Genomic DNA, 19880 nt, shown 5'->3' on the forward strand with positions numbered 1-19880 from the left:
GACACGCAACCCTGTTGACCGCAATTACAGAAGCTTGTCGAACCACGAGGGCGCTAGACACGACGTCAGCACAAGATCGCGCCGATCGCCTTGGCGCGATCTCGCCTCAGATGTCGAAGCTGACGACGTGATCCATGGTCTGCGACGGCAGGAACTGGTCCATCTGCCGCGACGGCCGGTCGCAGCCGCTCTCGCCGACCACGCGCGCCGGAACGCCGGCGACCGTCTTGTTGTGCGGCACCGACGACAGCACGACCGAGCCGGCCGCCACCTTGGCGCAATGGCCGACCTCGATATTGCCGAGGATTTTCGCGCCGGCGCCGATCAGCACGCCGTAGCGGATTTTTGGATGCCGGTCGCCGCCGGCCTTGCCGGTGCCGCCCAGCGTCACGCCGTGCAGGATGGAGACCTCGTCCTCGATGACAGCGGTCTCGCCCACCACCAGCCCGGTGGCATGGTCGATGAAGATGCCCTTGCCCATCCGCGATGCCGGATGGATGTCGGTCTGGAACACGGAGGACGAGCGGCTCTGCAGGTAGAGCGCGAAGTCGCGGCGGCCCTGCGTCCACAGCCAGTGCGCCAGCCGATGCGTCTGGATCGCATGGAACCCCTTGAAGTAGAGGATCGGCATGAAGAAGCGGTCGCAGGCCGGGTCGCGGTCGTAATAGGCCTGGATGTCGGCGCGCACGGCGGTCGCCCAATCCGGAACTTCCGACGCCATCGCCTTGAAGGTATGGCGGATCAGGTCGGCGCTGAGGTCCGCATGGTCGAGGCGCTCGGCGATGCGGTGGATGACGGCATCCTCGAGCGATTCCTGGTTGATGACCGTCGAATAGAGGAAGGCCGACAGCAGCGGATCGCGGGCCACGGCGTCGGTCGCCTCGTCGCGCACCGAGCGCCAGATCGGATCGACCGGCTGAAGCGAGGTGTGCTTCGCCAGATTGCTGCTGCTCATGGGATGCCTCCGTTTCGCCTCCCGGCGTCGTCGCGCGCCTATATACATCGGACTATAGCGCGACTGAACTCAATTTTCTTCACCACCCTGTCAAATGGATTGGATTGGCCGCTTTTCAAGGCCATTTGGCAGACGGTTCCGGGCGCCGGAGCACGATCCCGGAAGGTTGCCGCGCGCTCAGATCGGATGCGCGGCGAGAAACTCGAGCACGCGCCGCTTGAACGTCCGGTCGCCGACCGAAAGCATATGGTCCCTGCCCTCGATATCGAAGGCGACCGCGTTCGGCATGAGCCCGGCGAGGTCGGCGGCCGAGCCCGCTATGTCGTCCGTGGTACCGACCGCGATGAGCGTCGGCTGGGCGATGCGGGAGACGTCGGCTTCGCCGAGCAGCGTGCGCGAGGTCTCGATGCAGGCGGCGAGCGCCCGCCGGTCGCTCTTCGTCTGGTCGGCGAAGGTCCGGAACGTCTTGGCGCGCCTGTGCTCGATCGACGCCGGATCGTCGGCAAGCAGCGCCGCCGCGATCGGGTCCCAGTCGCCGACGCCGTCGACCATGCCGATGCCGAGACCGCCGAAGACCAGGCTGGCGACCAGCCCCGGCTCTGCCAGCGCCAGGAAGGCGGAAATCCGCGCGCCCATCGAATAGCCCATGACGTGCGCCCGCCCGATGCCGAGATGAGCGAGCAGCGCCGCCGCGTCGCCCGCCATCTTCTGTGGCGTGTAGTCGGCCGGGTCGTAGCTTTTCGACGACTGGCCGTGGCCGCGGTTGTCGAGCGCGATCACCCGGTAGCCGGCTTCGGTCAGCGTCTTCACCCAGCCCGGAGCTACCCAGTTGACCTGGATGCTGGAGGCGAAGCCGTGGATGAGCAGGATCGGCTCGCCGCCGGCCTCCGGCGCGCGGTCGAGATAGGCGAGCTCGAAGCCGTCATGTGAAAAATAGGCGGTCACGTCAGCCTCGCGAAACTGGCCTCAACCCGGATTGCCGGCTACACCCGCAATCACCGGATGGCGGAGCACCGTGCCGCGGGCGATGCCCATCTTCGCGGCGGTTCCCGCCTTCAGCTCGAGGACGAAGCGCACCGGCTCGCCGGCGGAGATGATGGCCTCCGACATCGGCTCGCCGCGCCTCACGGCGCGCACCGTGCCGTCCTCGGCGACGAAGATCAGGTCGAGCGGCATTGGCGTGTTCTTCATCCAGAAGCTCACCGGCTGGGTGCGCTCGAACACGAACAGCATGCCGTGGTCGTCCGCCATCGCCTCACGGAACATCAGCCCGGCCGAGCGCTCGCCGACGTCGTCGGCCACCTCGATGGTGAACGACCGCTCGCCGGCGGACGTCGCCGCCACCAGCGGCGCCGGGTCGACCGGCAGCACCTGGGCGCGGCCGTCGGCCAGGCCTGGCGTCAGATGGACGAGCGCCGCCAGCACGAGGGCAAGCAGCGCAGCAGCGATCCGGGGCTGTCGGGCGGCCAATCGGAACTCCCAAAAACGGTCGCGGGCTCAGTGCGACGACGGCAGGGTTCCGATATCGGGGTGAATTTCGGCGGCCATAAGGCCTTTGTCGCCGCGGCCGAAGCGCACCAGCACCACCTGTCCGGGCCGGAGCTCGGCGAGGCCGTAGCGGCGCAGCGTCTCCATGTGGATGAAGATGTCCTCCGTGCCTTCCCCGCGGGTCAGGAAGCCGAACCCCTTGGTCCGGTTGAACCACTTGACCAAAGCGCGTTCCAGCCCGCTCTCGGCGACCACGGTGACATGGGTGCGCTGCTCCGGCATCTCGGCCGGGTGGACGGCGGTGGAATTGTCCATGGAGAGCACGCGGAACGCCTGCAGGCCGCGGTCCCCCTGCTTTGCCAGGCAGACCACGCGCGCACCCTCATGAGCGGTCTGGAAACCGTCGCGGCGCAGGCAGGTGACGTGGAGAAGGACGTCGCTGGCGCCCTCATCCGGCAGGATGAAACCATATCCCTTGGCCACGTCGAACCACTTGATCGCGCCGGAGACCTCGAACACGCCCGCGACATCGCCTTCGTCGTGGTTCAGCCCCTCGTCGGCCCCCAAGCTCCGCCCCACCAAAGAGGCCTTCTCCCCCATCCGAACGCACCTTTCCTGATCGGACCCACGTGATTCTTCCGTTAGGATAACACTTTGCATTCGTGTCAGGGCAATAGCCGGCATGGCTTTTTTCACCTTGGCGTGAACTCATCGACAACTATCATGCGGCAGCCGTGGAACTTGGCGTATAGGGTGGCCAGATGACCGCCCCGCGGCCTGCCGAACCTGGCGAACGATGGAAGGAAGACAATGCGTTACTTGCACACCATGGTCCGCGTGACGGACGTCGACGCCTCGCTGGACTTCTATTGCAACAAGCTCGGCCTGGAGGAGGTGCGGCGGATCGACAACGACAAGGGCCGCTTCACCCTGATCTTCCTCGCCGCGCCGAAGGACAAGGGCACTTCCAGCGCCGCCCGCGCGCCCGAGCTGGAGCTCACCTACAACTGGGACCCGGAGACCTATACCGGCGGCCGCAATTTCGGCCACCTCGCCTACAAGGTCGACGACATCTACGCCACCTGCCGGCGCCTGATGGACGGCGGCGTCACCATCAACCGGCCGCCGCGCGACGGCCACATGGCCTTCGTGCGCTCGCCCGACAACATCTCGATCGAGATTCTCCAGGAAGGCGACCCGCTTCCGCCGGCCGAGCCCTGGGCCTCCATGCCCAACACCGGAGCCTGGTAGCGCCCGCCACGGAGGAAGAGCGATGGCCGAACGCCGCGTCCCGGTCCGGCATGCGCGCACGCCGATGCTCGACATCGCCTATGAGGAGCACGGGCCGCCGGACGGCGCGGCGGTCGTGCTCCTGCACGGCTTCCCCTACGATCCACGCTGCTACGACGCCATGGCGGCCGCGCTCGCGCCCGAGGGTTTTCGCGTGATCGTCCCTTATCTGCGCGGCTACGGGCCGACCCGCTTCCACGATGCCGGGACCATGCGCTCGGGTCAGCAGGCGGCGATCGCCCACGATCTGCTCGCCCTGCTCGACGCGCTCGCCATCGAGCGCGCCGCCCTGGTCGGCTACGACTGGGGCGGCCGCGCCGCCTGCATCGTCGCGGCGCTGTGGCCCGAGCGCGTGCGCTGCCTGGTAAGCGGCTGCGGCTACGCCATCCAGGACATCGCCGGCTCGGTCGAGCCGCTGCCGCCGGAGCAGGAACACCGCTACTGGTACCAATACTACTTCCACGGCCGGCGCGGCCGCGACGGGCTGGCCGCCAACCGCCATGCGCTGGGAAGACTGCTGTGGTCGCTGTGGTCGCCGACCTTCCGCTTCGACGAGCAAATCTATGCGGAAACGGCCGCCTCCTTCGACAATCCGGACTTCGTCGACATCGTCGCCCACTCCTACCGCCACCGCTTCGGCTATGCGCCGGGCGACCCGGCGCTGGAGGAGACCGAGCGAAAACTCGCCGCCCAGCCGGTGATCTCCGTCCCCACCATCGCGCTGTGGGGCGCCGACGACGGCGTCGACCCGCCACCGCCAGCCGATACCGACGCCGGCCGCTTCACCGGGCGCTACGAGCGCCGCGTCCTGCCGGGCGTCGGCCACGACATCCCGCGCGAGGCGCCGGAAGCGACGCTCGCGGCGCTGCGCGATCTGTTGCACGGATGATCGACCGACGTCGGGAGCATCGGCATGCTTGCGCGGGCGGACCGCCGTGGTTACACGCTGTGACAGGTGGCTGACAGCCAAGGCCGCGGCGAGGAGGATGGTCTCGTGAAAAACGTGCTCGAGGAACTCGCCCGCCGCCGCGACATCGCCCGCATGGGTGGCGGCCAGGAGCGCATCGACGCCCAGCACAAGCGCGGCAAGCTCACGGCCCGCGAGCGCATCGACGTCTTCCTCGACGAAAATTCCTTCGAGGAGTTCGACATGTATGTCGAGCACCGCTCCACCGATTTCGGCATGGAGAAGCAGAAGATCGCCGGCGACGGCGTGGTGACCGGCTGGGGCACGGTCAACGGCCGCCCCGTCTATGTCTTCGCCAAGGATTTCACGGTGTTCGGCGGCTCGCTGTCGGAGGCGCATGCCGAGAAGGTCATGAAGGTGCAGGACATGGCGCTGCGCAACCGCGCGCCGATCGTCGGCATCTACGATGCCGGCGGCGCCCGCATCCAGGAGGGCGTGGCAGCCCTCGGCGGCTATGCCGAAATCTTCCAGCGCAACGTGCTCGCCTCCGGCGTCATCCCGCAGATTTCCGTCATCATGGGCCCCTGCGCCGGCGGCGACGTCTATTCGCCGGCCATGACCGACTTCATCTTCATGGTGCGCGACACCGCCTACATGTTCGTCACCGGCCCCGACGTGGTGAAGACCGTCACCAACGAGACGGTGACGGCCGAGCAGCTCGGCGGCGCCTCGGTGCACACCACGAAAAGCTCGATCGCCGACGGCGCCTACGACAACGACGTCGAGACGCTCTTGCAGATGCGCCGGCTGCTCGATTTCCTGCCGGCCTCCAACACGGCCGACATCCCCGAGATCGAATGCTACCAGTCGGCGACCGAGCACGATTTCTCGCTCGACCGCCTGATCCCCGACAACGCCAACAAGCCCTACGACATCAAGGAATTGATCCTGAAGACCGCCGACGAGGGCGACTTCTTCGAGATCCAGCCGAGCTTTGCAAAAAACATCGTCACCGGCTTCGGCCGCGTCGAGGGCCGCACCGTCGGCTTCGTCGCCAACCAGCCGATGGTGCTGGCCGGCGTGCTCGACAGCGACGCATCGCGCAAGGCGGCGCGCTTCGTGCGCTTCTGCGACTGTTTCTCGATCCCCATCGTCACCTTCGTCGACGTTCCCGGTTTCCTGCCCGGCACCGCCCAGGAATATGGCGGGCTTATCAAGCACGGCGCGAAGCTGCTGTTCGCATATGCCGAGGCGACCGTGCCGAAGATCACCGTGATCACCCGAAAGGCCTATGGCGGCGCCTATGACGTGATGGCGTCGAAACATCTGCGCGGCGACATGAACTATGCCTGGCCGACGGCGCAGATCGCAGTGATGGGTGCCAAGGGCGCGGTCGAGATCATCTACCGCAAGGACATCGGCGACGCCGAAAAGATCGCCGCGCATACCAAGGCTTATGAGGACCGCTTCCTGTCGCCCTTCGTGGCGGCCGAGCGCGGTTATGTCGACGAGGTGATCATGCCGCACTCGACCCGCCGCCGCGTCGCGCGGGCCTTGCGCATGCTGCGCAACAAGGACCTGCAGAACCCCTGGAAGAAGCACGACAACATTCCGCTGTGAGCAAGCGCCCGGCGCCTGCCGAAGCTGTCTCCTGACGGCTGTCCAACGCCCTCGCCGATGCATTACAGTCCCCCCGGGCGAGGGGGAGAATCAGCCATGCAACCGATATTCGGAGCGGCCGCCATGGTCGCCGTCTGCCTGCTTGGGGCGGGCTGCCAGACCAAGGGCATCTATGCCAGCGTGCACGACGCGCATGTGGTCGACGTGGCGGTACACTACCAGTCGAATACCGTGCCGCCTTCCGTCGCGCCGCGACTGCGCGAAACGCTGCGCTCGCGCTTCGCCGCGATGCCGAAGACCGGCCCGGAAAAATGCGTGTCGGTGACGATCGCCGAATATCATCTGAAGAACCCGGCTCTGTCGCTGCTGGTCGGCGATTCCAACCGCATGACCGGCACCGTCCGGTCGGTCGACAGGGCGACCGGCAAGATCGACGGCACCCAGCGGGTCGTTGCCCTCGACACCTACGCCCTCAACGGCGTGATCGGCGCCGTGCAGGCAGTGACACAGGACGCCGGCAAGGCCGAACGGGCGCTGACCGCCGGGATGGAAAACGAGGTGGTGACCGCCGTCTATGGCAGCGAGGTCGCGAAAGTGCGGCCGAGGCCCGCCGCGCCGCCGGCGTCTCCAGCCACGACCGGAGCGGTACAGCCTGCCGCACCGTCCACGGCCGCCAAGCCGCCGCATGCGCCGGCGCCCGCGCCGGCGTCGGCTGCATGTCCCGCCGCGATCGCGCAGGGTTGATGCACGGCACGAGATGACAGCCTTCGGTCAGGACGCCGCCTGCAACCGAGGGCTCGCCACGGGCACACGGGTCTACCGCCGAGTGGTGAGGAGTCCGGCGGCCTCGCACCCCCACCCCTACCCCCTCCCCACAAGGGCAGGGCAATCGCATATGCAGATGAAGACCGTCATTCCGGGGCCGCGCAGCGGAACCCGGAATCCAGAGCGTTGGTCTCGAAGGAAAAGCGAGACCTCGCAGATATCCAGGAATTTCGAGCAGCGTCGGCACTCTGGATTCCGGGTTCCGCTACGCGGCCCCGGAATGACGACGCAGAGCTGTCTGCCGCTCCTATACAAAAAACTCATATACGATAGCCCTGCCCACAACGGGGAGGGGAATTTTGCGGCGGCCATGCCGCGCGAACCGTCGACGATTGGCGCCTGGCGAGACACAACCGGGTCCCCTCCCCCTTGTGGGGTGGGGGTGACCTCCGGGCGATTGCCGGGCAATTCTTGTCAGCATTTGGCAGGATCGTTTTCCTCGAATTTATCCCCCTCTCGCCCACCCGAGCGACAATCCCCCGCCTGTGCTGGAAAGGAGCGGCGGTGGACTGGGATGCGGCAATCGAGAAGAATCGCGAGGCGCTGAAGCGCATCCTCGCCATGCTCGTCGCCATGGCCGGGCTGGATCTCGGGGAACTCAGGGGACAGTTTACTTTGTTTCGGCAGAAGGGCACAGCCGCTTCAAGGTTGTCGCGGGCCGAAAAAAGTAAACTGTCCCCGGCACTTGCGCCGGCACTCGACCCCTCGCTCACCCTTCCCCGCCGCCTCCACCGCGCCATACTCAGGCTGCTGCGCCCGGCCGAAGCGGCGGTGCGGCGCCTCATCGTCGTGGCCGCGCGCGGCCTCGTGGTGACCTTGCCGCCGCCCCGGCAGAAACCGCAGCCGAAATTCCGACCCGGGGCCGGCCCCGTCCGCATGCCGGCGCGGCCGAAAGCCCGCGCCCGCAGCACCTCCCTGCCGCTGCTCGATCCGCTAAAACCCTGGAACCGCCGCCCGCGGCGGGCGCCCAGGGGCGTGCCGCGCATCTCCTGTCCCGGCTACAGCGAGCCGTTCCGCATCCCCGCCTGGTCGCCCGACGATCCCATCGACGCGTCACGGCTGGACGCCCGGCTGTGGGCGCTGGCTGCGGCGCTGGACGACCTGCCCGGCCAGGCAAGGCGCTTCGCCTGCTGGCGGGCACGCCGCGACGCGGTCCTCGCGCAAGAGCGGGTATCCGGCGGTCTGCGCCGGTTCGGCCGCTTCTCGCCGCTGAAACCCGGCCGGCCTCCGGGCTGGCGGCGAAAAAAGCCCGTTCACGAGGTGCACGAGGTCCTCGACGTCGTGCACGGGCTTGCCCAGTGGGCACTGGAGCCGCCCGATACGTCCTGACGGGGCCAGGCTGGCGGACCCGACCAGCGGAGGACCGACGCCCTGCGGATTTTTCGCGGCGTGGCGACGATCCGTGCTGTCTGCGAGGACCGCCGCTCCTGTTGGCGATGCCGGCCAAACCTGCTTAGGTCTTGGCGGACGCATGGAGAACACGTCGGGCATGAGCGCAGGCAAGCAGAAGACCATCCTCGGCATAGGCGGCGCGCATATCGACCGGCGCGGCCGCATCGCCGTCGACTTCGTGCCCGGCGCCTCCAACCCCGGCACCATGCGCGAGGAGGCCGGCGGCGGCACCTTCAACGCGCTGCGCAATGCCGTGCAGCGCGGCGTCGGGGCGCGGATGATGTCGGTGCGCGGCGGCGATGCCGCCGGCGAGACCGTCGCCCGCGCCATCCAGGCTGCCGGCATCCGCGACCTCTCCGTCACCTTCCTCGACCGCGCCACGCCGAGCTACACCGCGCTGCTCGACCGCCAGGGCGATGTCGTGGCGGCCCTCGCCGACATGGGCCTCTACGATCTCGCTTTCGCCAAGCAGCTTCGCCGTGCCTCTGCCCGCGCCGCGATCGCCGAAGCCGACGCAATCTTCACCGACGCCAATTTGTCGGCCGAGGCGCTGGCGCGGCTGCCGGCGCTCGCCGCCGGCAAGCCGGTCTTCGCCATCGCCATCTCGCCGGCCAAGGCGGTGCGGCTGAAATCCATCCTGCCGGCGCTCTCCTGCCTGTTCCTCAATGCGCGCGAGGCCGGCGCGCTGACCGGCCTCGGCCCGGAGGCGTCCGCGCCGGCGATGCTCGACGCGTTGAAGACGCTCGGGCTCGGGCGTGCGGTGCTGTCGAAGGGAGCCGATCCGGTGCTGGCGCTCGATGGCGGCCGGATTTTTTCGATCACGCCCCCTTCCCCGAAGACAATCGCCGACGTCACCGGCGCCGGCGATGCGCTGGCCGGAGCGGCTTCAGCCGCGCTGCTCTCCGGCCGGCCCTTTTCCGAAGCCGTGCGCGAGGGCATGGCGGCGGCGCTGCTTGCCCTGGAGAGTGCCGACGCCGCCCCCTCGCTCGCCCGCGCGGCGTTCGAGGCAGCGCTGGCCCTTGTCCCGCCGGCCGAAACGCTGCATGAGGCGCCGAGCAAGGGAGAAGCGCATGTCGCCTGACACGGCCATGGCCCATATCGACATCTTCGCGCCGGTCGCCGAGGCGCTGGCCGCCGGCCGGCCGGTGGTGGCGCTGGAAAGCACCATCATCACCCACGGCATGCCCTGGCCCGACAACAGCCGCATGGCCGAGAACGTCGAGCGCATCATCGCCGGGGAAGGCGCCACCCCCGCCACCATCGCAGTGGTCGACGGCCGTTTAAAAATCGGCCTGTCGCCGGCCGAGCGCGAGGCGCTGGCGCAGACGCAAGGGGCGATGAAGCTGTCGCGCGCCGATCTCGGCTTCGCCGTGGCCGAACGCCGCACCGGCGGCACGACGGTCGCCGCCACCATGATCGCGGCAAAACTCGCCGGCATCTCGGTGTTCGCCACCGGCGGCATAGGCGGCGTCCACAAGGGCGCCGAACTGAGCTTCGACGTCTCGGCCGACCTCGACGAGCTTTCGCGCACGCCGGTCATCGTGGTGTCGGCCGGCGCCAAGGCGATCCTCGACATCGAGAAGACGCTTGAGGTGCTGGAGACGCGCGGCGTGCCGGTGGTCGCTTACCAGTCGGATGTGATGCCGGCCTTCTGGTCGCGCACCTCGCCCTACCCCGCGCCGCTGCGCCTCGACACCGCCGAAGCCATCGCCGGCTTCTTCAGGACCCGCGTGGCGCTCGGCCTCGACGGCGGCCTGCTGGTCGCCAATCCCGTGCCGGAAGCGGACGAGATCGCCGCCGAGGCGATGGCCGTCCACATCGCCGCCGCGCAGAAGGCGGCCGCCGAACAAGGCGTCTCCGGCAAGGCGGTGACGCCCTTCCTGCTCCGGACCATTCTGGACCTCACCGGCGGCGAGAGCCTCAAGACCAACATCGCGCTGGTCGAGAACAATGCGAGGCTGGCGGCGCGGATCGCCAAGGCGCTGTAGGTTGGCTTGGAGCACCGCCAAATCCCATCGGCTAGCCTTTGCTCTGCCACCGCACCGCCGCCTCATAGGCTTTTCTCGCCCAGCGCCCGAACTCTTCCGGGTCGTCGACCGCCTCGTCGGGAATGGTCCAGTAGGGCATCGCCACCAGCTTGCCGTGGCGCGAGCCGGTGTAGCGCCAGCGGCGCGCGCCGGCGGCTTCAAGCTCCGGCGCGGAAATCTCGTCGCCCTTGAGCATCAGCTCGCCGCGCAGCTCGATGCCGATGATCAATCCGTTGTGGTAGATGCCTTTCCCTCCGAACATTCTTCGGATGGAGACCTCGCCCAGCCCGGCGAACAGATCGGCGATTGCGACGTTGTCCATGACCAGGACTATGCCAGCGGCGAACGGGCTTGTCATCGCGACGTCGCGACGCCAGCATCGCGGTCCGCACAATGACGAAAGGAAGACCCTTGCCTCTTCTGCTCAAAGGTTCATGCCGCTGCGGCGCCGTCGGCTTTTCCGTCGAGAGCCACACGCCCGTCCCCTACATGCTCTGCTACTGCTCGATCTGCCGCAAGCAGCAGGGCGGCGGCGGATACGCCATCAATCTCGGCGCGGTATCGCAGACGCTGAAGGTCACCGGCGAGAGCGATCTCGGCCTCTACCGCGCCGAGATCGAGGACGACGAGCGCACGCGTTGCGAGGTCTCGACCGGCGAGCGGCGGTTCTGCAAGAAATGCGGATCGGCCTTGTGGCTCTACGACCCGACCTGGCCGGAGTTGGTCCATCCCTTCGCCAGCGCCGTCGACACCGATCTGCCCAGGGCGCCCCGGCGCGTCCACATCATGCTGAAATACAAGGCCTCATGGGTCGAGCCGGCCGTCCGCGACGGCGACGCGGCCTTCGACCTCTATCCCGAGGATTCGATCGCCGACTGGCACAGGAAGAACGGGCTTTGGGTGGATTGAGGCGTGCCTGATCGTACGTCCTTCGAGCCTCGAAGGACGCACGGCACCCGCTCACCCCGCGAACGGATTGGGATAGTCCCTCGTCTCTCCCTCGCCCCGCAGGCCGGCATTGATCGCATCGAGCGCCGCCTGCAGGCGCCGCCGCAGCTCGGCCGTCAGCGCCGCCGCGTCCCCGGCGAAGTCATGCACCGCGATCGGCTCCGGAACGCGGATGATGGCGCGGCGCGGACCTGCCGGCTGCGGCACGAAGCGGTTCAGCGTGTCGCGGAAGGTGCCGGCGCAATAGTCGTTGCGGATGCGCTTGATGTGCTCGGCCGCCTCCTCCTGCGTCATGCGATCGCGCGCCCAGGCGAACGGCCCGAGCCGCATCAGCCGCTGCAGCGCCTCGGCCGTAGCCTTCACCCGACCTGCCGCCTCCGGCGTGGTGCCGGTCGTCTCACGCAGCCAGCGCCGGGCGGCACGCAGCAGGTCGGCCGTCTCCCCATCCGGGCTGCCGACCAGATCGGCGAGTTCAGCCTTCTTGATGGACACCAATGCCTCCAGGCGGGCCGGAAACGGCCGGACCTCGTCCGGCACGACGCCGGCGGCTTCCTCGTCGCGCGCCAGCAGCGCGGCATAGATCGCATGCACCCGCCCGGCCGGGTCAGCCCCGGCCGGCGGCGCGGCGATCTTCAGCCGCCGCTCGACATAGGCGCATTCCGCCAAAAGCTCCGCCTCGACGTCGCGCAAAAACACCAGCTTCCAGACGATCGGCGCGACGAACGCCCGGAGCGCCGGATCCGCCGCGCGGCCGCGTTCGAGCGCTTCGAGCGCCATCTCGGCGGCGCCGGGCATCAGCGGCGCCACCCAGTCGCCGTGCCAGCCTACCGCGCCTTCGGGATGCAGCAGCACGCCGTGACCTTGCGCCGCCCAGCCGACCGAATGGTCGCGCGCCGCGTCGCTGTTGCCCGGTATCTGCGCGATCAGGTTGTTGGCCAGCCAGAATTTCTGGGCCAGCCGTCCGAGCCCGTTGACCACGCCGTTGGTCGCCCACGAGGCGGCAAGCGGCGCCACTTTCGACACGATCTGCTTGTCGATCATCCAGTCAGTGAAGAATTCCGGATGGTTCGGCGTGAGGAACGTCGCCATGCCCTGCCCGCAGACGGCGCTCAGCCGGTCCCTGTCGGCTTGCGGAAAATCGACCTCGCGGACATTGGCGACGCCGCGGCAGCCAGGAATGCGGTTGAACGGCGGCAGGTCGCGCAGCAACGGCACGCCCTTCAGCATCAGCACCCTGTTGACGGGCGTCATCAGGGCGATCAGCGGCCGGTTGGGCACCGGCGCGACGAAAATGTTGAGACGGCTCGCGCTTCCCCCCAAACGCGGTCTCCTACGGTTCCGGCAACGCGGCCAGGCGACGCGTCCTCGGAGGCGGGCGATCGGATCGCACGGCGGCGGGCCGCGGCTACTTGCAGCTTTGCGGCGGGGTGGCGAACACCGAGAGGTTGACGAGCTTGCCCTTCATCGAGAAGTCGCCATAGTCCATGGTCAGGTCGCGGGTGAGGCCGTTCTCGTGCAGCTTGAAGGCGATCCGGTACTCCGGCACCTCCTCGCCGCCGTCATTGTCGTCGTCGAAATAGGCGATGTCGACCGGCCAGTATTTGTCCTTGGCGAGTGTGTCGAGCACCTGCAGCTCCGGATCGTTGGCGGCGGCCGAGGCCTGCTTGCCGACGATCACCGTCGTCGTCATGACCTTGTCGCCATTGTCCGAACCGTCGAACAGATTGGTTTCGTAGAAGGTCTCGCCGGTGTTGGCCTTGTCGATCAGCTCCGCCAGATGCTGGGTGGGGAACTGGGTCCGGCGTAGCTCCAGGCTGTTCTTCTCGGGCTTGTCGATCTCCACCTTCAAGCCTTCGTCCTCGCGTGTCGCCGTGCCCTTCAACTCGCGCTCGAGCGCCTGGTCGGTGAAGGATTTGGTCACGAAGGAGAAGGATTTGCCGCCGGCATCCTCGAACGTGGTGGTCTGCTGGTCGGTCAGTCGCGAATTCTCGCCGGTGTCGATGCGCGTCACGAAGCGGAAATTCACCGTGTAGCCGTCGCAGGGCGAGCCGTTGAACTCGTACACCATGCGCCCGGTGAGCCCGGTGATGCCGGAGCGGTCGGAGGCCTTGTCGAGCGCCAGATCGTAGACCGCGCGATGCGGAACGAGCGGCGCCGCGGCCAGTGCCGAAGCCGTGCAGACCGTGGAGGTGGCCAGAAGGGCAAACGTGAGTGGGCGCAAAGCGCGCATGAAAAGCTCCGATCGGCGGCCGAGGGGCGGCCTGTTGTCAGCCCATGGTTTCCGAAATAGTCGTGGCGGAAGCGAGGCAAAAATTGCAAGTTTCAGCCGCGCGGGCCACCCGACCCTGATTGACGAACGATAAGGATTCCCGATGGGCGACACAATCGAAAAGCGGCTGCAGGATCTCGGTATCACCCTGCCGCAAGCGGCCGCGCCGGCCGCCAACTACGTGCCTTACGCGCAGAGCGGCAACCTGCTCTTCACCGCCGGCCAGTTGCCGCTGAAGGACGGCAAGCTCGCCTTCACCGGCCTGCTCGGCCGCGACCTCGACACCACCGCCGGCCGGGAGGCGGCGAAATTCTGTGCCGTCAACATCCTGGCGCAGGCCAGGGCTGCGCTGGGATCGCTGGAGAGAATCCGCCGCATCGTCAAGATCACCGTCTTCGTCGCCTCGACGCCGGACTTCGCCGAGCAGCATCTCGTCGCCAACGGCGCGTCCGATCTTCTGGCCGCGGTCCTCGGCGAGGCCGGCAAGCATGCACGCTCGGCGGTCGGCACGGCCTCGCTGCCGCTGAACGCCGCCGTCGAGATCGAAGCCCTCATCGAAACCGCCTGAGGCTGACCATGACCGATCTTTCCTGGCTGACGCGGCGGCCGGTCGCCCATCGCGGCCTGCACGACATGAACGACAAGGTGTGGGAGAACACGCTGCCGGCCTTCGCCCGGGCGATCGACAAGAACTACACGATCGAGTGCGACGTGCACCTCACCCTCGACAACGAGGTCGTCGTCTTCCACGACAACGACCTCAGGCGCCTTGCCGGTGAGGAAGGTTATGTCTGGCAGAAGACCGCCGCCGAGATGGGTGCCTTGAGCATCGGCACCACGCGGGACCACGCGCCGACGCTCCAGGAGACGCTCGACTTCGTCGCCGGCCGCGTGCCGCTGGTGGTCGAGCTGAAGGGCATTCCGGGGCACGACGCCGGTCTCGTCGCCAAGGTCGGCGACCTGCTGAAGGACTACCCCGGCAAGGTCGCGATCATGTCGTTCGACCATTGGCTCATCCGCAACTTCTCCCGCCACGCCCCTGGAATCCCCGGCGGACTTACCGCATGGGGCGTCGCCAACCAGGAGATCGAGGCGCATTTCTCCATGCTCGCCCACGACATCGCCTTCGTTTCCTATGCCTTCGACCACCTGCCCAACCGCTTCGTCGGTTTCGTGCGCGAAAAGCTCGCCATGCCGGTGATCACCTGGACGGTGCGCGACGAGGCGGCGGCCGGGCACAGCTTCGCCCATGCCGACCAGATCACCTTCGAGGGGTTCGAGCCACCGGAGACGGGTGTGGCGTGAATGCCCCTTGCCGCACCGCCTTCGCAATGCACATATGACCGCGATGATGCAGCGCAGCGAAGGCGGCTCGGGCAACTCCCATTCCGGACAGGCGATCCGCGTCGCCGGGTCGATGGCCGACTTTTCCCGCGAGGAGTGGGAGAGCCTTGCGGGAAGCTCGCCCGACGGGCCGGGATGTGGCTATAACCCCTTCCTGTCCTTCGACTTTCTTCGGGCGCTTGAGGAGTCCGGTTGCGCCGCGGCGCGCAGCGGCTGGCAGCCGAGCCATCTGCGGCTGGAGGACGGCGCCGGTAGCCTGCTTGGCGCGGTTCCCTGCTACCTGAAGTCGCACAGCCAGGGTGAATACGTGTTCGACCACGGCTGGGCCGACGCCTTCGAGCGCGCCGGCGGAAGCTATTATCCGAAGCTGCAGGTCTCCATTCCATTTACGCCGGCCACGGGCCCCCGCCTGCTGGCGCGCCGCGATCTCGATCCGGTGGCAACCCGCGCCACGCTGGCCGCCGGGCTGAAGGCGGTCACCGACCGCATTGGCGCTTCCTCGGCCCACGTCACCTTCGCCTCCGAGGAGGACATGCGGGCGCTCTCGGCCGCCGGGTACCTGCACCGCACCGACCAGCAGTTCCATTTCTTCAACGAGGGCTATGCCAGCTATGACGACTTCCTCGCCTCGCTCGCCTCGCGCAAGCGCAAGGCGCTGAAGAAGGAGCGGCGCGAGGCGCTGTCGGCCGGCATCTCGATCGACTGGCTGACCGGAAGCGACCTGACCGAAAGGGTCTGGGACGATTTCTTCGCCTTCTACATGGACACCGGCGGGCGCAAATGGGGCCGCCCCTATCTCAACCGGAAATTCTTCTCGCTGGTCGGCGAGCGCATGGGCCGCGACGTCCTGCTGGTCATGGCGAAGCGCAACGGCCGCTATATCGCCGGAGCCATCAACTTCATCGGCTCCGACACGCTCTACGGCCGCAACTGGGGCTGCGTCGAGGACCACCCCTTCCTGCATTTCGAGGTTTGCTACCACCAGGCGATCGACTTCGCCATCGCCAGGGGCTTGCGGGTGGTGGAGGCCGGCGCCCAGGGCGAGCACAAGCTGGCGCGCGGCTACCGGCCGGTGACGACGCACTCCGCCCACTACCTCGCCCATCCCGGCCTGCGCGGCGCGGTGGAGAACTACCTGACGCGCGAGCGCCAGGAGGTGGCGCGGGTCACCGAATATTTCGAGGAGCACGTGCCCTTCCGCAAGGACGCGCCGCCGGCCGGATGCTGACGGCCCGCCTCAGTGGGCGACGGTGCGCGAGAACAGGTTGATCACCAGCACGCCGGCCATGATCAGGGCGATGCCGATGACGGCCGGCCAGTCCAGCGCCTGGCGGAACAGCGCCCAGCCGATCGCCGTGATCAGAACGATGCCGGCCCCGCTCCAGATCGCATAGACGACACCGACGGGCATGGTGCGCAGCGGGATGGACAGAAAATAGAAGGCGAGCGCATAGCCGCCCATCGCCAGCAGCGACGGCCACAGCCGGGTGAAGCCGTCGGTCTGCTTCAGCGCGCTGGTGGCCACCACCTCGAAGCCGATCGCGACGATGAGGTAGAGATAGTTGAGCTGCATGCGCCTTCGCCCCGATTCGACGGTTGACCCGCGCGGCGGAAGGGCGATGATGCCGCCTCCCCTTCACCGCGAGATGCCCATGACGACCCCCGCCTACGACGACGACAACGTGTTCGCCAAGATCCTGCGCGGCGAAATACCGAGCCACAAGCTGTACGAGGATGAGGCCACCTTCGCCTTCATGGACATCATGCCGCGCGGCGAAGGCCACTGCCTGGTGATCCCGAAGAAGCCGTCCCGCAACATCCTCGACGTCGCGCCGGAAAGCCTGGCCGCCGTGGCCGCGACGACGCAGAGACTGGCGCGCGCCGTGGTGAAAGCCTTCTCCGCCGACGGTGTGACCGTGCAGCAGTTCAACGAGCCGGCCGGCGGCCAGGTCGTCTTCCACCTGCACGTCCACGTCATTCCGCGCTTCGACGGCGTGGCGCTGAAGCCGCATACCGGCCAGATGGAGAAGCCCGAAGTGCTGGCCGCCAATGCGGAGAAGATCAGGGCCGCGCTCGGCTGAGCGGCCAGGTTGGCGTCACCATCCCGCCGCCATGCCGGCGATCAGCGCCGCCTCGCCGACGACGATGCCGAGCAGCATGCGCTTGCCGGCGGCGAGATAGGCGATGAAACCAAGCGCTGCCGCGCCGATGCGCAGGGCCGCCGTGGTGTCGGCCAGCGCACCGCTCGGGAATACGAACAGATTGCCGATGACCGCCGCCACCAGCGCCGTCGCCACCGCGCGCACGAACACCAGCGCTTCCGAATCCTCGCGGATGCGGCCGCCGAATGCGACGCCGAGGAAGCGCCACGCGTCCGTTGCCAGCCAGCCGGCGAGGAGGATGAACAGGAACGGCCACCACCAGGCGTCGATCGCGTCGAAGGTCATGCCGGCGCTCCACCGCCCTTGCGGCGCAACCAGTGGTACAGGAACGCCCCGCCCCCGCCGATCAGGCCGGCAGCCAGCAGGTCGAAGCCGGGCAGCAGGACGTGGAAGACCGGGCCGAGCACCAGGCCCGCCACCATCGCCACATGCCCCGCCCGCTCGCGCGCCGAGCTCCACAGCGACGTCAGGAAATAGATCGGCGTGAGGAAGAGCAGCGCCGCCGTCACCCAGGCGGGCAAGCTGCCGACCAGCAGATAGACGACGCCGACGAGCAAGGTATTGCCGATCACCAGGGTGAAGCCGAGCCCCGCGTAATAGGCCGTGCGCATCTCGCGCGGGACGGCGCGCAGGCGCTCCATCGCGATCACCCACGACGTGACGGCGACGCAATGCGCCAGCACGTAGAGCACCCAGCCGCGCGTCCGTTCGGCCTTCATCTCCGGGACCAGCGCCACCACCATCGGCATCAGCCGCACCGAGGACAGCGCCACCGCGAAGGCGGCGGCGGGCAGCGAGGCACCTGACAGCACGGCACCGACCAGCACGACATTGGCCGGCAGCGCCCACACCGCGGCGACCATGAACATGCTCTCGGCGAGCGTGAAGCCGGCTTCCTTGGCCAGCCCGGCGAAGCCGACATGAGCACTGGCGAGGATCAGGCCGGGTACGGAACAGGCCGCGCGCACGCCGCGAAGGAGCCATCGGCGGGCGCGCCCCGGCTGGGCGGCTTGCGGATTGTCGTCATTCATCGTCCCGCGCCTAGCACATCCCGCCGCGCCGCGCGACGATCACAGCTTGGGCCACCTGCTACCGCGCCGCCTGCCGGTGCAGGGCGACGCCAGCCATCACCAGGGCGATGCCGGCGATGTCGCGCAGGCCGGGCACCTGCGCCAGAACGACCGCGCCGACGACCGTGGCGGTGGCCGGCAGCAGCGCCAGCATCAGCGCGAAGGTGGCGCGCGGCAGGCGCGACATGGCGAGCTGGTCGGAGATATAGGGGATGACCGACGAACAGAGGCCGACGCCGATGCCCGCCAGGACCAGCTCCGGCGAACCCAGCGCCTTCAGCGCCTGCATGAAGCCGACCGGAAAGGCGAAGACGAGCGCCAGCGCCATCGCGGCGCCCAGCGTCTCCACGCCGCGTCCGGCACCGCTCTCGGCGATCCTGTGGCCGAGCACGACATAGAGCCCGAACAGCACGGCATTGAGCGCCGCGAAGCCGAGCCCGATCGGATCGGCCGACCACCGGACGTCGATCAGCGCAAAAACGCCGGCGACGGCCAGCGTCAGCGCCAGCAGGTTGCGCGGCGTCCGCAGCCCGTAGAGCGCGATGACGATGGTGCTGACGAATTCCATCGCCGCGACCAGGCTCATCGGCAGCCGCTCCAGCGCAAGATAGAACGAGATGTTCATGACCGCGAGCGTGATGCCGAGGGCGACCAGCAGCATTCGCGATTGGCCGTCTGCCGTGCGGATCGTCTTCATCGGTCGCGTGAACGGCGCGAAGATCAGCGCCGCCGAGGCGATCCGCATCCAGGCGACGCCGAACACGCCGACCGCCGGAAAGAGCAGCACCGCGAAGGACGGGCCGAGATAGTGGAAGACGGCGCTGACCACGAACCAGGCTTGCGGCGGTACTTTTTCGGCGGCTGTATCGAGGACCGGCATTGGGACTCTATGGGCTTGGCCGTAGATCGAGATCGAGACGGCCAGAGATCGACCGCTGGCCGAGCGGCCCGACTACCTTCTGGACGAACCGAGCATGCAAGCCGCGCCTGCAATTTCCTATGGAGAAAGAACGTTGTATCCTGTCTGTTCACCGCGGTTCGCAGGCAGGAACGATGAAACGCCTTCGATATGAAAACGGGCCGGTGGACCCGGTCGACATGAAGATCCTACGCGCCCTCGCCGATGACGCGCGGGTCAGCGTCGCCGAACTGGCGCGGCTGGTCGGCTTATCGGCGCCAAGCGTCTCGGAGCGCATCCGCCGGCTGGAGGAGAACGGCGTCATCGCCGGCTATACTGTGCGCATCGACGCGGCCGGCCTCGGCCTGCCGCTGTCGGCATGGCTCAGGGTGCGGCCATTACCGGGCGAGCTTCAGCAGGTCGCCGAAATCCTGCGCGGCCTGCCGGAGATCGTCGAGTGCGACCGCGTCACCGGCGAGGACTGCTTCATAGCCAAGGCGCATCTGCGCTCGGTCGAGCATCTGGAGCAGGTGATCGACCGGATCATACCCTTTGCCATGACCAACACGGCGATCGTGCAATCCTCGCCAGTCGAGCGTAGGCTGCCACCGATCGGGGTGCCGGACGCAGCATAGGGTCGAACAGCCAAAAGCCCGCCGGATGGGCGGGCTCCTGGCTCATTGTT

At 67.9% G+C, this 19880-nt stretch carries 24 protein-coding genes; 13 read left to right on the forward strand and 11 right to left on the reverse strand.

Features of this window, described 5'->3' with window-relative positions:
• Positions 1 to 106: 106 nt before the first annotated feature.
• The 4 genes from cysE to AC5JDC_RS13440 form a co-directional block, all read right to left on the reverse strand.
• On the reverse strand, positions 107 to 955 hold the full coding sequence (gene cysE, locus AC5JDC_RS13425; RefSeq protein WP_106775631.1) for a serine O-acetyltransferase: 849 nt from the start codon (positions 953 to 955) through the stop codon (positions 107 to 109).
• 177 nt (positions 956 to 1132) lie between these two features.
• Complete coding sequence (locus AC5JDC_RS13430; RefSeq protein ID WP_495841774.1) at positions 1133 to 1900, reverse strand: alpha/beta fold hydrolase; 768 nt, start codon at positions 1898 to 1900, stop codon at positions 1133 to 1135.
• Positions 1901 to 1921: 21 nt separating this feature from the next.
• Complete coding sequence (locus tag AC5JDC_RS13435) at positions 1922 to 2404, reverse strand: DUF192 domain-containing protein (RefSeq protein ID WP_495841869.1); 483 nt, start codon at positions 2402 to 2404, stop codon at positions 1922 to 1924.
• A 48-nt stretch (positions 2405 to 2452) separates the two neighbouring features.
• Positions 2453 to 3043, reverse strand: a complete 591-nt coding sequence (locus AC5JDC_RS13440) for a cold-shock protein (RefSeq protein ID WP_106775634.1) — start codon at positions 3041 to 3043, stop codon at positions 2453 to 2455.
• 210 nt (positions 3044 to 3253) lie between these two features.
• Here AC5JDC_RS13440 and AC5JDC_RS13445 point away from each other — a divergent pair, with 210 nt between their 5' ends.
• From AC5JDC_RS13445 to AC5JDC_RS13475, 7 genes are all read left to right on the forward strand, one after another.
• Positions 3254 to 3694, forward strand: a complete 441-nt coding sequence (locus tag AC5JDC_RS13445; protein WP_106775635.1) for a VOC family protein — start codon at positions 3254 to 3256, stop codon at positions 3692 to 3694.
• Positions 3695 to 3716: 22 nt separating this feature from the next.
• Positions 3717 to 4622 carry an alpha/beta fold hydrolase gene (locus AC5JDC_RS13450; RefSeq protein WP_495841775.1) on the forward strand — a complete coding sequence of 302 codons (906 nt, stop codon included), beginning with the start codon at positions 3717 to 3719 and terminating at the stop codon, positions 4620 to 4622.
• A 105-nt stretch (positions 4623 to 4727) separates the two neighbouring features.
• Positions 4728 to 6260: an acyl-CoA carboxylase subunit beta gene (locus AC5JDC_RS13455; RefSeq protein ID WP_495841776.1), complete on the forward strand. Its 1533-nt coding sequence runs from the start codon at positions 4728 to 4730 to the stop codon at positions 6258 to 6260.
• A 96-nt stretch (positions 6261 to 6356) separates the two neighbouring features.
• Positions 6357 to 7004 (forward strand): hypothetical protein, encoded by a 648-nt coding sequence (locus tag AC5JDC_RS13460; RefSeq protein WP_495841777.1) that lies wholly within the window; start codon positions 6357 to 6359, stop codon positions 7002 to 7004.
• Between the two features lie 585 nt (positions 7005 to 7589).
• Positions 7590 to 8414, forward strand: a complete 825-nt coding sequence (locus AC5JDC_RS13465; protein WP_495841779.1) for a hypothetical protein — start codon at positions 7590 to 7592, stop codon at positions 8412 to 8414.
• Between the two features lie 160 nt (positions 8415 to 8574).
• Positions 8575 to 9558, forward strand: coding sequence for a PfkB family carbohydrate kinase (locus AC5JDC_RS13470; protein WP_495841781.1), 984 nt, complete (start codon positions 8575 to 8577; stop codon positions 9556 to 9558).
• The gene (locus AC5JDC_RS13475) at positions 9548 to 10465 is read left to right on the forward strand and encodes a pseudouridine-5'-phosphate glycosidase (protein WP_495841783.1); all 918 of its coding nucleotides are present in this window, start codon (positions 9548 to 9550) and stop codon (positions 10463 to 10465) included. Before AC5JDC_RS13470 ends, AC5JDC_RS13475 begins: the two co-directional genes overlap by 11 nt.
• Positions 10466 to 10496: 31 nt before the next feature.
• On the opposite strand, the gene AC5JDC_RS13480 is transcribed toward AC5JDC_RS13475, so the two are convergent.
• Positions 10497 to 10826 carry a TfoX/Sxy family protein gene (locus tag AC5JDC_RS13480; RefSeq protein ID WP_106774473.1) on the reverse strand — a complete coding sequence of 110 codons (330 nt, stop codon included), beginning with the start codon at positions 10824 to 10826 and terminating at the stop codon, positions 10497 to 10499.
• A gap of 89 nt (positions 10827 to 10915) precedes the next feature.
• Here AC5JDC_RS13480 and AC5JDC_RS13485 point away from each other — a divergent pair, with 89 nt between their 5' ends.
• On the forward strand, positions 10916 to 11413 hold the full coding sequence (locus AC5JDC_RS13485) for a GFA family protein (RefSeq protein WP_495841785.1): 498 nt from the start codon (positions 10916 to 10918) through the stop codon (positions 11411 to 11413).
• 51 nt (positions 11414 to 11464) lie between these two features.
• Here the strand turns inward: AC5JDC_RS13485 and AC5JDC_RS13490 are convergent, their stop codons facing one another.
• Both AC5JDC_RS13490 and AC5JDC_RS13495 read right to left on the reverse strand, forming a co-directional pair.
• A complete protein-coding gene (locus AC5JDC_RS13490; protein ID WP_495841787.1) occupies positions 11465 to 12772 on the reverse strand; it encodes a hypothetical protein in 1308 nt (435 codons plus the stop codon).
• An 85-nt stretch (positions 12773 to 12857) separates the two neighbouring features.
• Complete coding sequence (locus tag AC5JDC_RS13495; RefSeq protein WP_106774471.1) at positions 12858 to 13682, reverse strand: cell envelope integrity EipB family protein; 825 nt, start codon at positions 13680 to 13682, stop codon at positions 12858 to 12860.
• Between the two features lie 142 nt (positions 13683 to 13824).
• Here AC5JDC_RS13495 and AC5JDC_RS13500 point away from each other — a divergent pair, with 142 nt between their 5' ends.
• Genes AC5JDC_RS13500 through AC5JDC_RS13510 form a run of 3 tightly spaced genes read left to right on the forward strand, consistent with a single transcriptional unit; the run spans position 13825 to position 16293 of the window.
• Complete coding sequence (locus tag AC5JDC_RS13500) at positions 13825 to 14289, forward strand: RidA family protein (RefSeq protein ID WP_495841789.1); 465 nt, start codon at positions 13825 to 13827, stop codon at positions 14287 to 14289.
• Positions 14290 to 14297: 8 nt separating this feature from the next.
• Positions 14298 to 15026: a glycerophosphodiester phosphodiesterase gene (locus AC5JDC_RS13505; protein WP_495841791.1), complete on the forward strand. Its 729-nt coding sequence runs from the start codon at positions 14298 to 14300 to the stop codon at positions 15024 to 15026.
• 34 nt (positions 15027 to 15060) lie between these two features.
• A complete protein-coding gene (locus AC5JDC_RS13510) occupies positions 15061 to 16293 on the forward strand; it encodes a GNAT family N-acetyltransferase (RefSeq protein WP_495841793.1) in 1233 nt (410 codons plus the stop codon).
• A 9-nt stretch (positions 16294 to 16302) separates the two neighbouring features.
• Here the strand turns inward: AC5JDC_RS13510 and AC5JDC_RS13515 are convergent, their stop codons facing one another.
• Positions 16303 to 16638 (reverse strand): DMT family transporter, encoded by a 336-nt coding sequence (locus AC5JDC_RS13515; RefSeq protein ID WP_495841795.1) that lies wholly within the window; start codon positions 16636 to 16638, stop codon positions 16303 to 16305.
• A gap of 79 nt (positions 16639 to 16717) precedes the next feature.
• Between AC5JDC_RS13515 and AC5JDC_RS13520 the strand changes: the two genes are divergently transcribed.
• Positions 16718 to 17146 carry an HIT family protein gene (locus tag AC5JDC_RS13520; protein WP_106774482.1) on the forward strand — a complete coding sequence of 143 codons (429 nt, stop codon included), beginning with the start codon at positions 16718 to 16720 and terminating at the stop codon, positions 17144 to 17146.
• Positions 17147 to 17161: 15 nt separating this feature from the next.
• Here the strand turns inward: AC5JDC_RS13520 and AC5JDC_RS13525 are convergent, their stop codons facing one another.
• From AC5JDC_RS13525 to AC5JDC_RS13535, 3 genes are read right to left on the reverse strand one after another with little or no spacing between them, the layout of a single operon-like run.
• The gene (locus AC5JDC_RS13525; protein WP_495841798.1) at positions 17162 to 17512 is read right to left on the reverse strand and encodes an AzlD domain-containing protein; all 351 of its coding nucleotides are present in this window, start codon (positions 17510 to 17512) and stop codon (positions 17162 to 17164) included.
• Positions 17509 to 18258 carry an AzlC family ABC transporter permease gene (locus AC5JDC_RS13530; protein WP_495841800.1) on the reverse strand — a complete coding sequence of 250 codons (750 nt, stop codon included), beginning with the start codon at positions 18256 to 18258 and terminating at the stop codon, positions 17509 to 17511. The genes AC5JDC_RS13525 and AC5JDC_RS13530 overlap by 4 nt, the downstream gene beginning before the upstream one ends.
• A gap of 58 nt (positions 18259 to 18316) precedes the next feature.
• Positions 18317 to 19177: an EamA family transporter gene (locus AC5JDC_RS13535; protein WP_495841802.1), complete on the reverse strand. Its 861-nt coding sequence runs from the start codon at positions 19175 to 19177 to the stop codon at positions 18317 to 18319.
• A gap of 173 nt (positions 19178 to 19350) precedes the next feature.
• Between AC5JDC_RS13535 and AC5JDC_RS13540 the strand changes: the two genes are divergently transcribed.
• Positions 19351 to 19830, forward strand: coding sequence for an Lrp/AsnC family transcriptional regulator (locus AC5JDC_RS13540; RefSeq protein ID WP_106774464.1), 480 nt, complete (start codon positions 19351 to 19353; stop codon positions 19828 to 19830).
• Positions 19831 to 19880: the final 50 nt, after the last annotated feature.

The organism is Kumtagia sp. (assembly GCF_059502445.1).

Bases quoted from the DNA above. Each gene is read 5' to 3' on its own strand.
- AC5JDC_RS13515 (WP_495841795.1), bottom strand. From the start codon at position 16,638: ATGCAGCTCAACTATCTCTACCTCATCGTCGCGATCGGCTTCGAGGTG.
- AC5JDC_RS13450 (WP_495841775.1), top strand. From the start codon at position 3,717: ATGGCCGAACGCCGCGTCCCGGTCCGGCATGCGCGCACGCCGATGCTC.
- AC5JDC_RS13480 (WP_106774473.1), bottom strand. From the start codon at position 10,826: ATGGACAACGTCGCAATCGCCGATCTGTTCGCCGGGCTGGGCGAGGTC.
- AC5JDC_RS13440 (WP_106775634.1), bottom strand. From the start codon at position 3,043: ATGGGGGAGAAGGCCTCTTTGGTGGGGCGGAGCTTGGGGGCCGACGAG.
- AC5JDC_RS13495 (WP_106774471.1), bottom strand. From the start codon at position 13,682: ATGCGCGCTTTGCGCCCACTCACGTTTGCCCTTCTGGCCACCTCCACG.
- AC5JDC_RS13540 (WP_106774464.1), top strand. From the start codon at position 19,351: ATGAAACGCCTTCGATATGAAAACGGGCCGGTGGACCCGGTCGACATG.
- AC5JDC_RS13500 (WP_495841789.1), top strand. From the start codon at position 13,825: ATGGGCGACACAATCGAAAAGCGGCTGCAGGATCTCGGTATCACCCTG.
- AC5JDC_RS13505 (WP_495841791.1), top strand. From the start codon at position 14,298: ATGACCGATCTTTCCTGGCTGACGCGGCGGCCGGTCGCCCATCGCGGC.
- AC5JDC_RS13520 (WP_106774482.1), top strand. From the start codon at position 16,718: ATGACGACCCCCGCCTACGACGACGACAACGTGTTCGCCAAGATCCTG.
- AC5JDC_RS13470 (WP_495841781.1), top strand. From the start codon at position 8,575: ATGAGCGCAGGCAAGCAGAAGACCATCCTCGGCATAGGCGGCGCGCAT.
- AC5JDC_RS13530 (WP_495841800.1), bottom strand. From the start codon at position 18,258: ATGAATGACGACAATCCGCAAGCCGCCCAGCCGGGGCGCGCCCGCCGA.
- AC5JDC_RS13445 (WP_106775635.1), top strand. From the start codon at position 3,254: ATGCGTTACTTGCACACCATGGTCCGCGTGACGGACGTCGACGCCTCG.
- AC5JDC_RS13535 (WP_495841802.1), bottom strand. From the start codon at position 19,177: ATGCCGGTCCTCGATACAGCCGCCGAAAAAGTACCGCCGCAAGCCTGG.
- AC5JDC_RS13525 (WP_495841798.1), bottom strand. From the start codon at position 17,512: ATGACCTTCGACGCGATCGACGCCTGGTGGTGGCCGTTCCTGTTCATC.
- AC5JDC_RS13460 (WP_495841777.1), top strand. From the start codon at position 6,357: ATGCAACCGATATTCGGAGCGGCCGCCATGGTCGCCGTCTGCCTGCTT.
- AC5JDC_RS13475 (WP_495841783.1), top strand. From the start codon at position 9,548: ATGTCGCCTGACACGGCCATGGCCCATATCGACATCTTCGCGCCGGTC.
- AC5JDC_RS13510 (WP_495841793.1), top strand. From the start codon at position 15,061: ATGACCGCGATGATGCAGCGCAGCGAAGGCGGCTCGGGCAACTCCCAT.
- cysE (WP_106775631.1), bottom strand. From the start codon at position 955: ATGAGCAGCAGCAATCTGGCGAAGCACACCTCGCTTCAGCCGGTCGAT.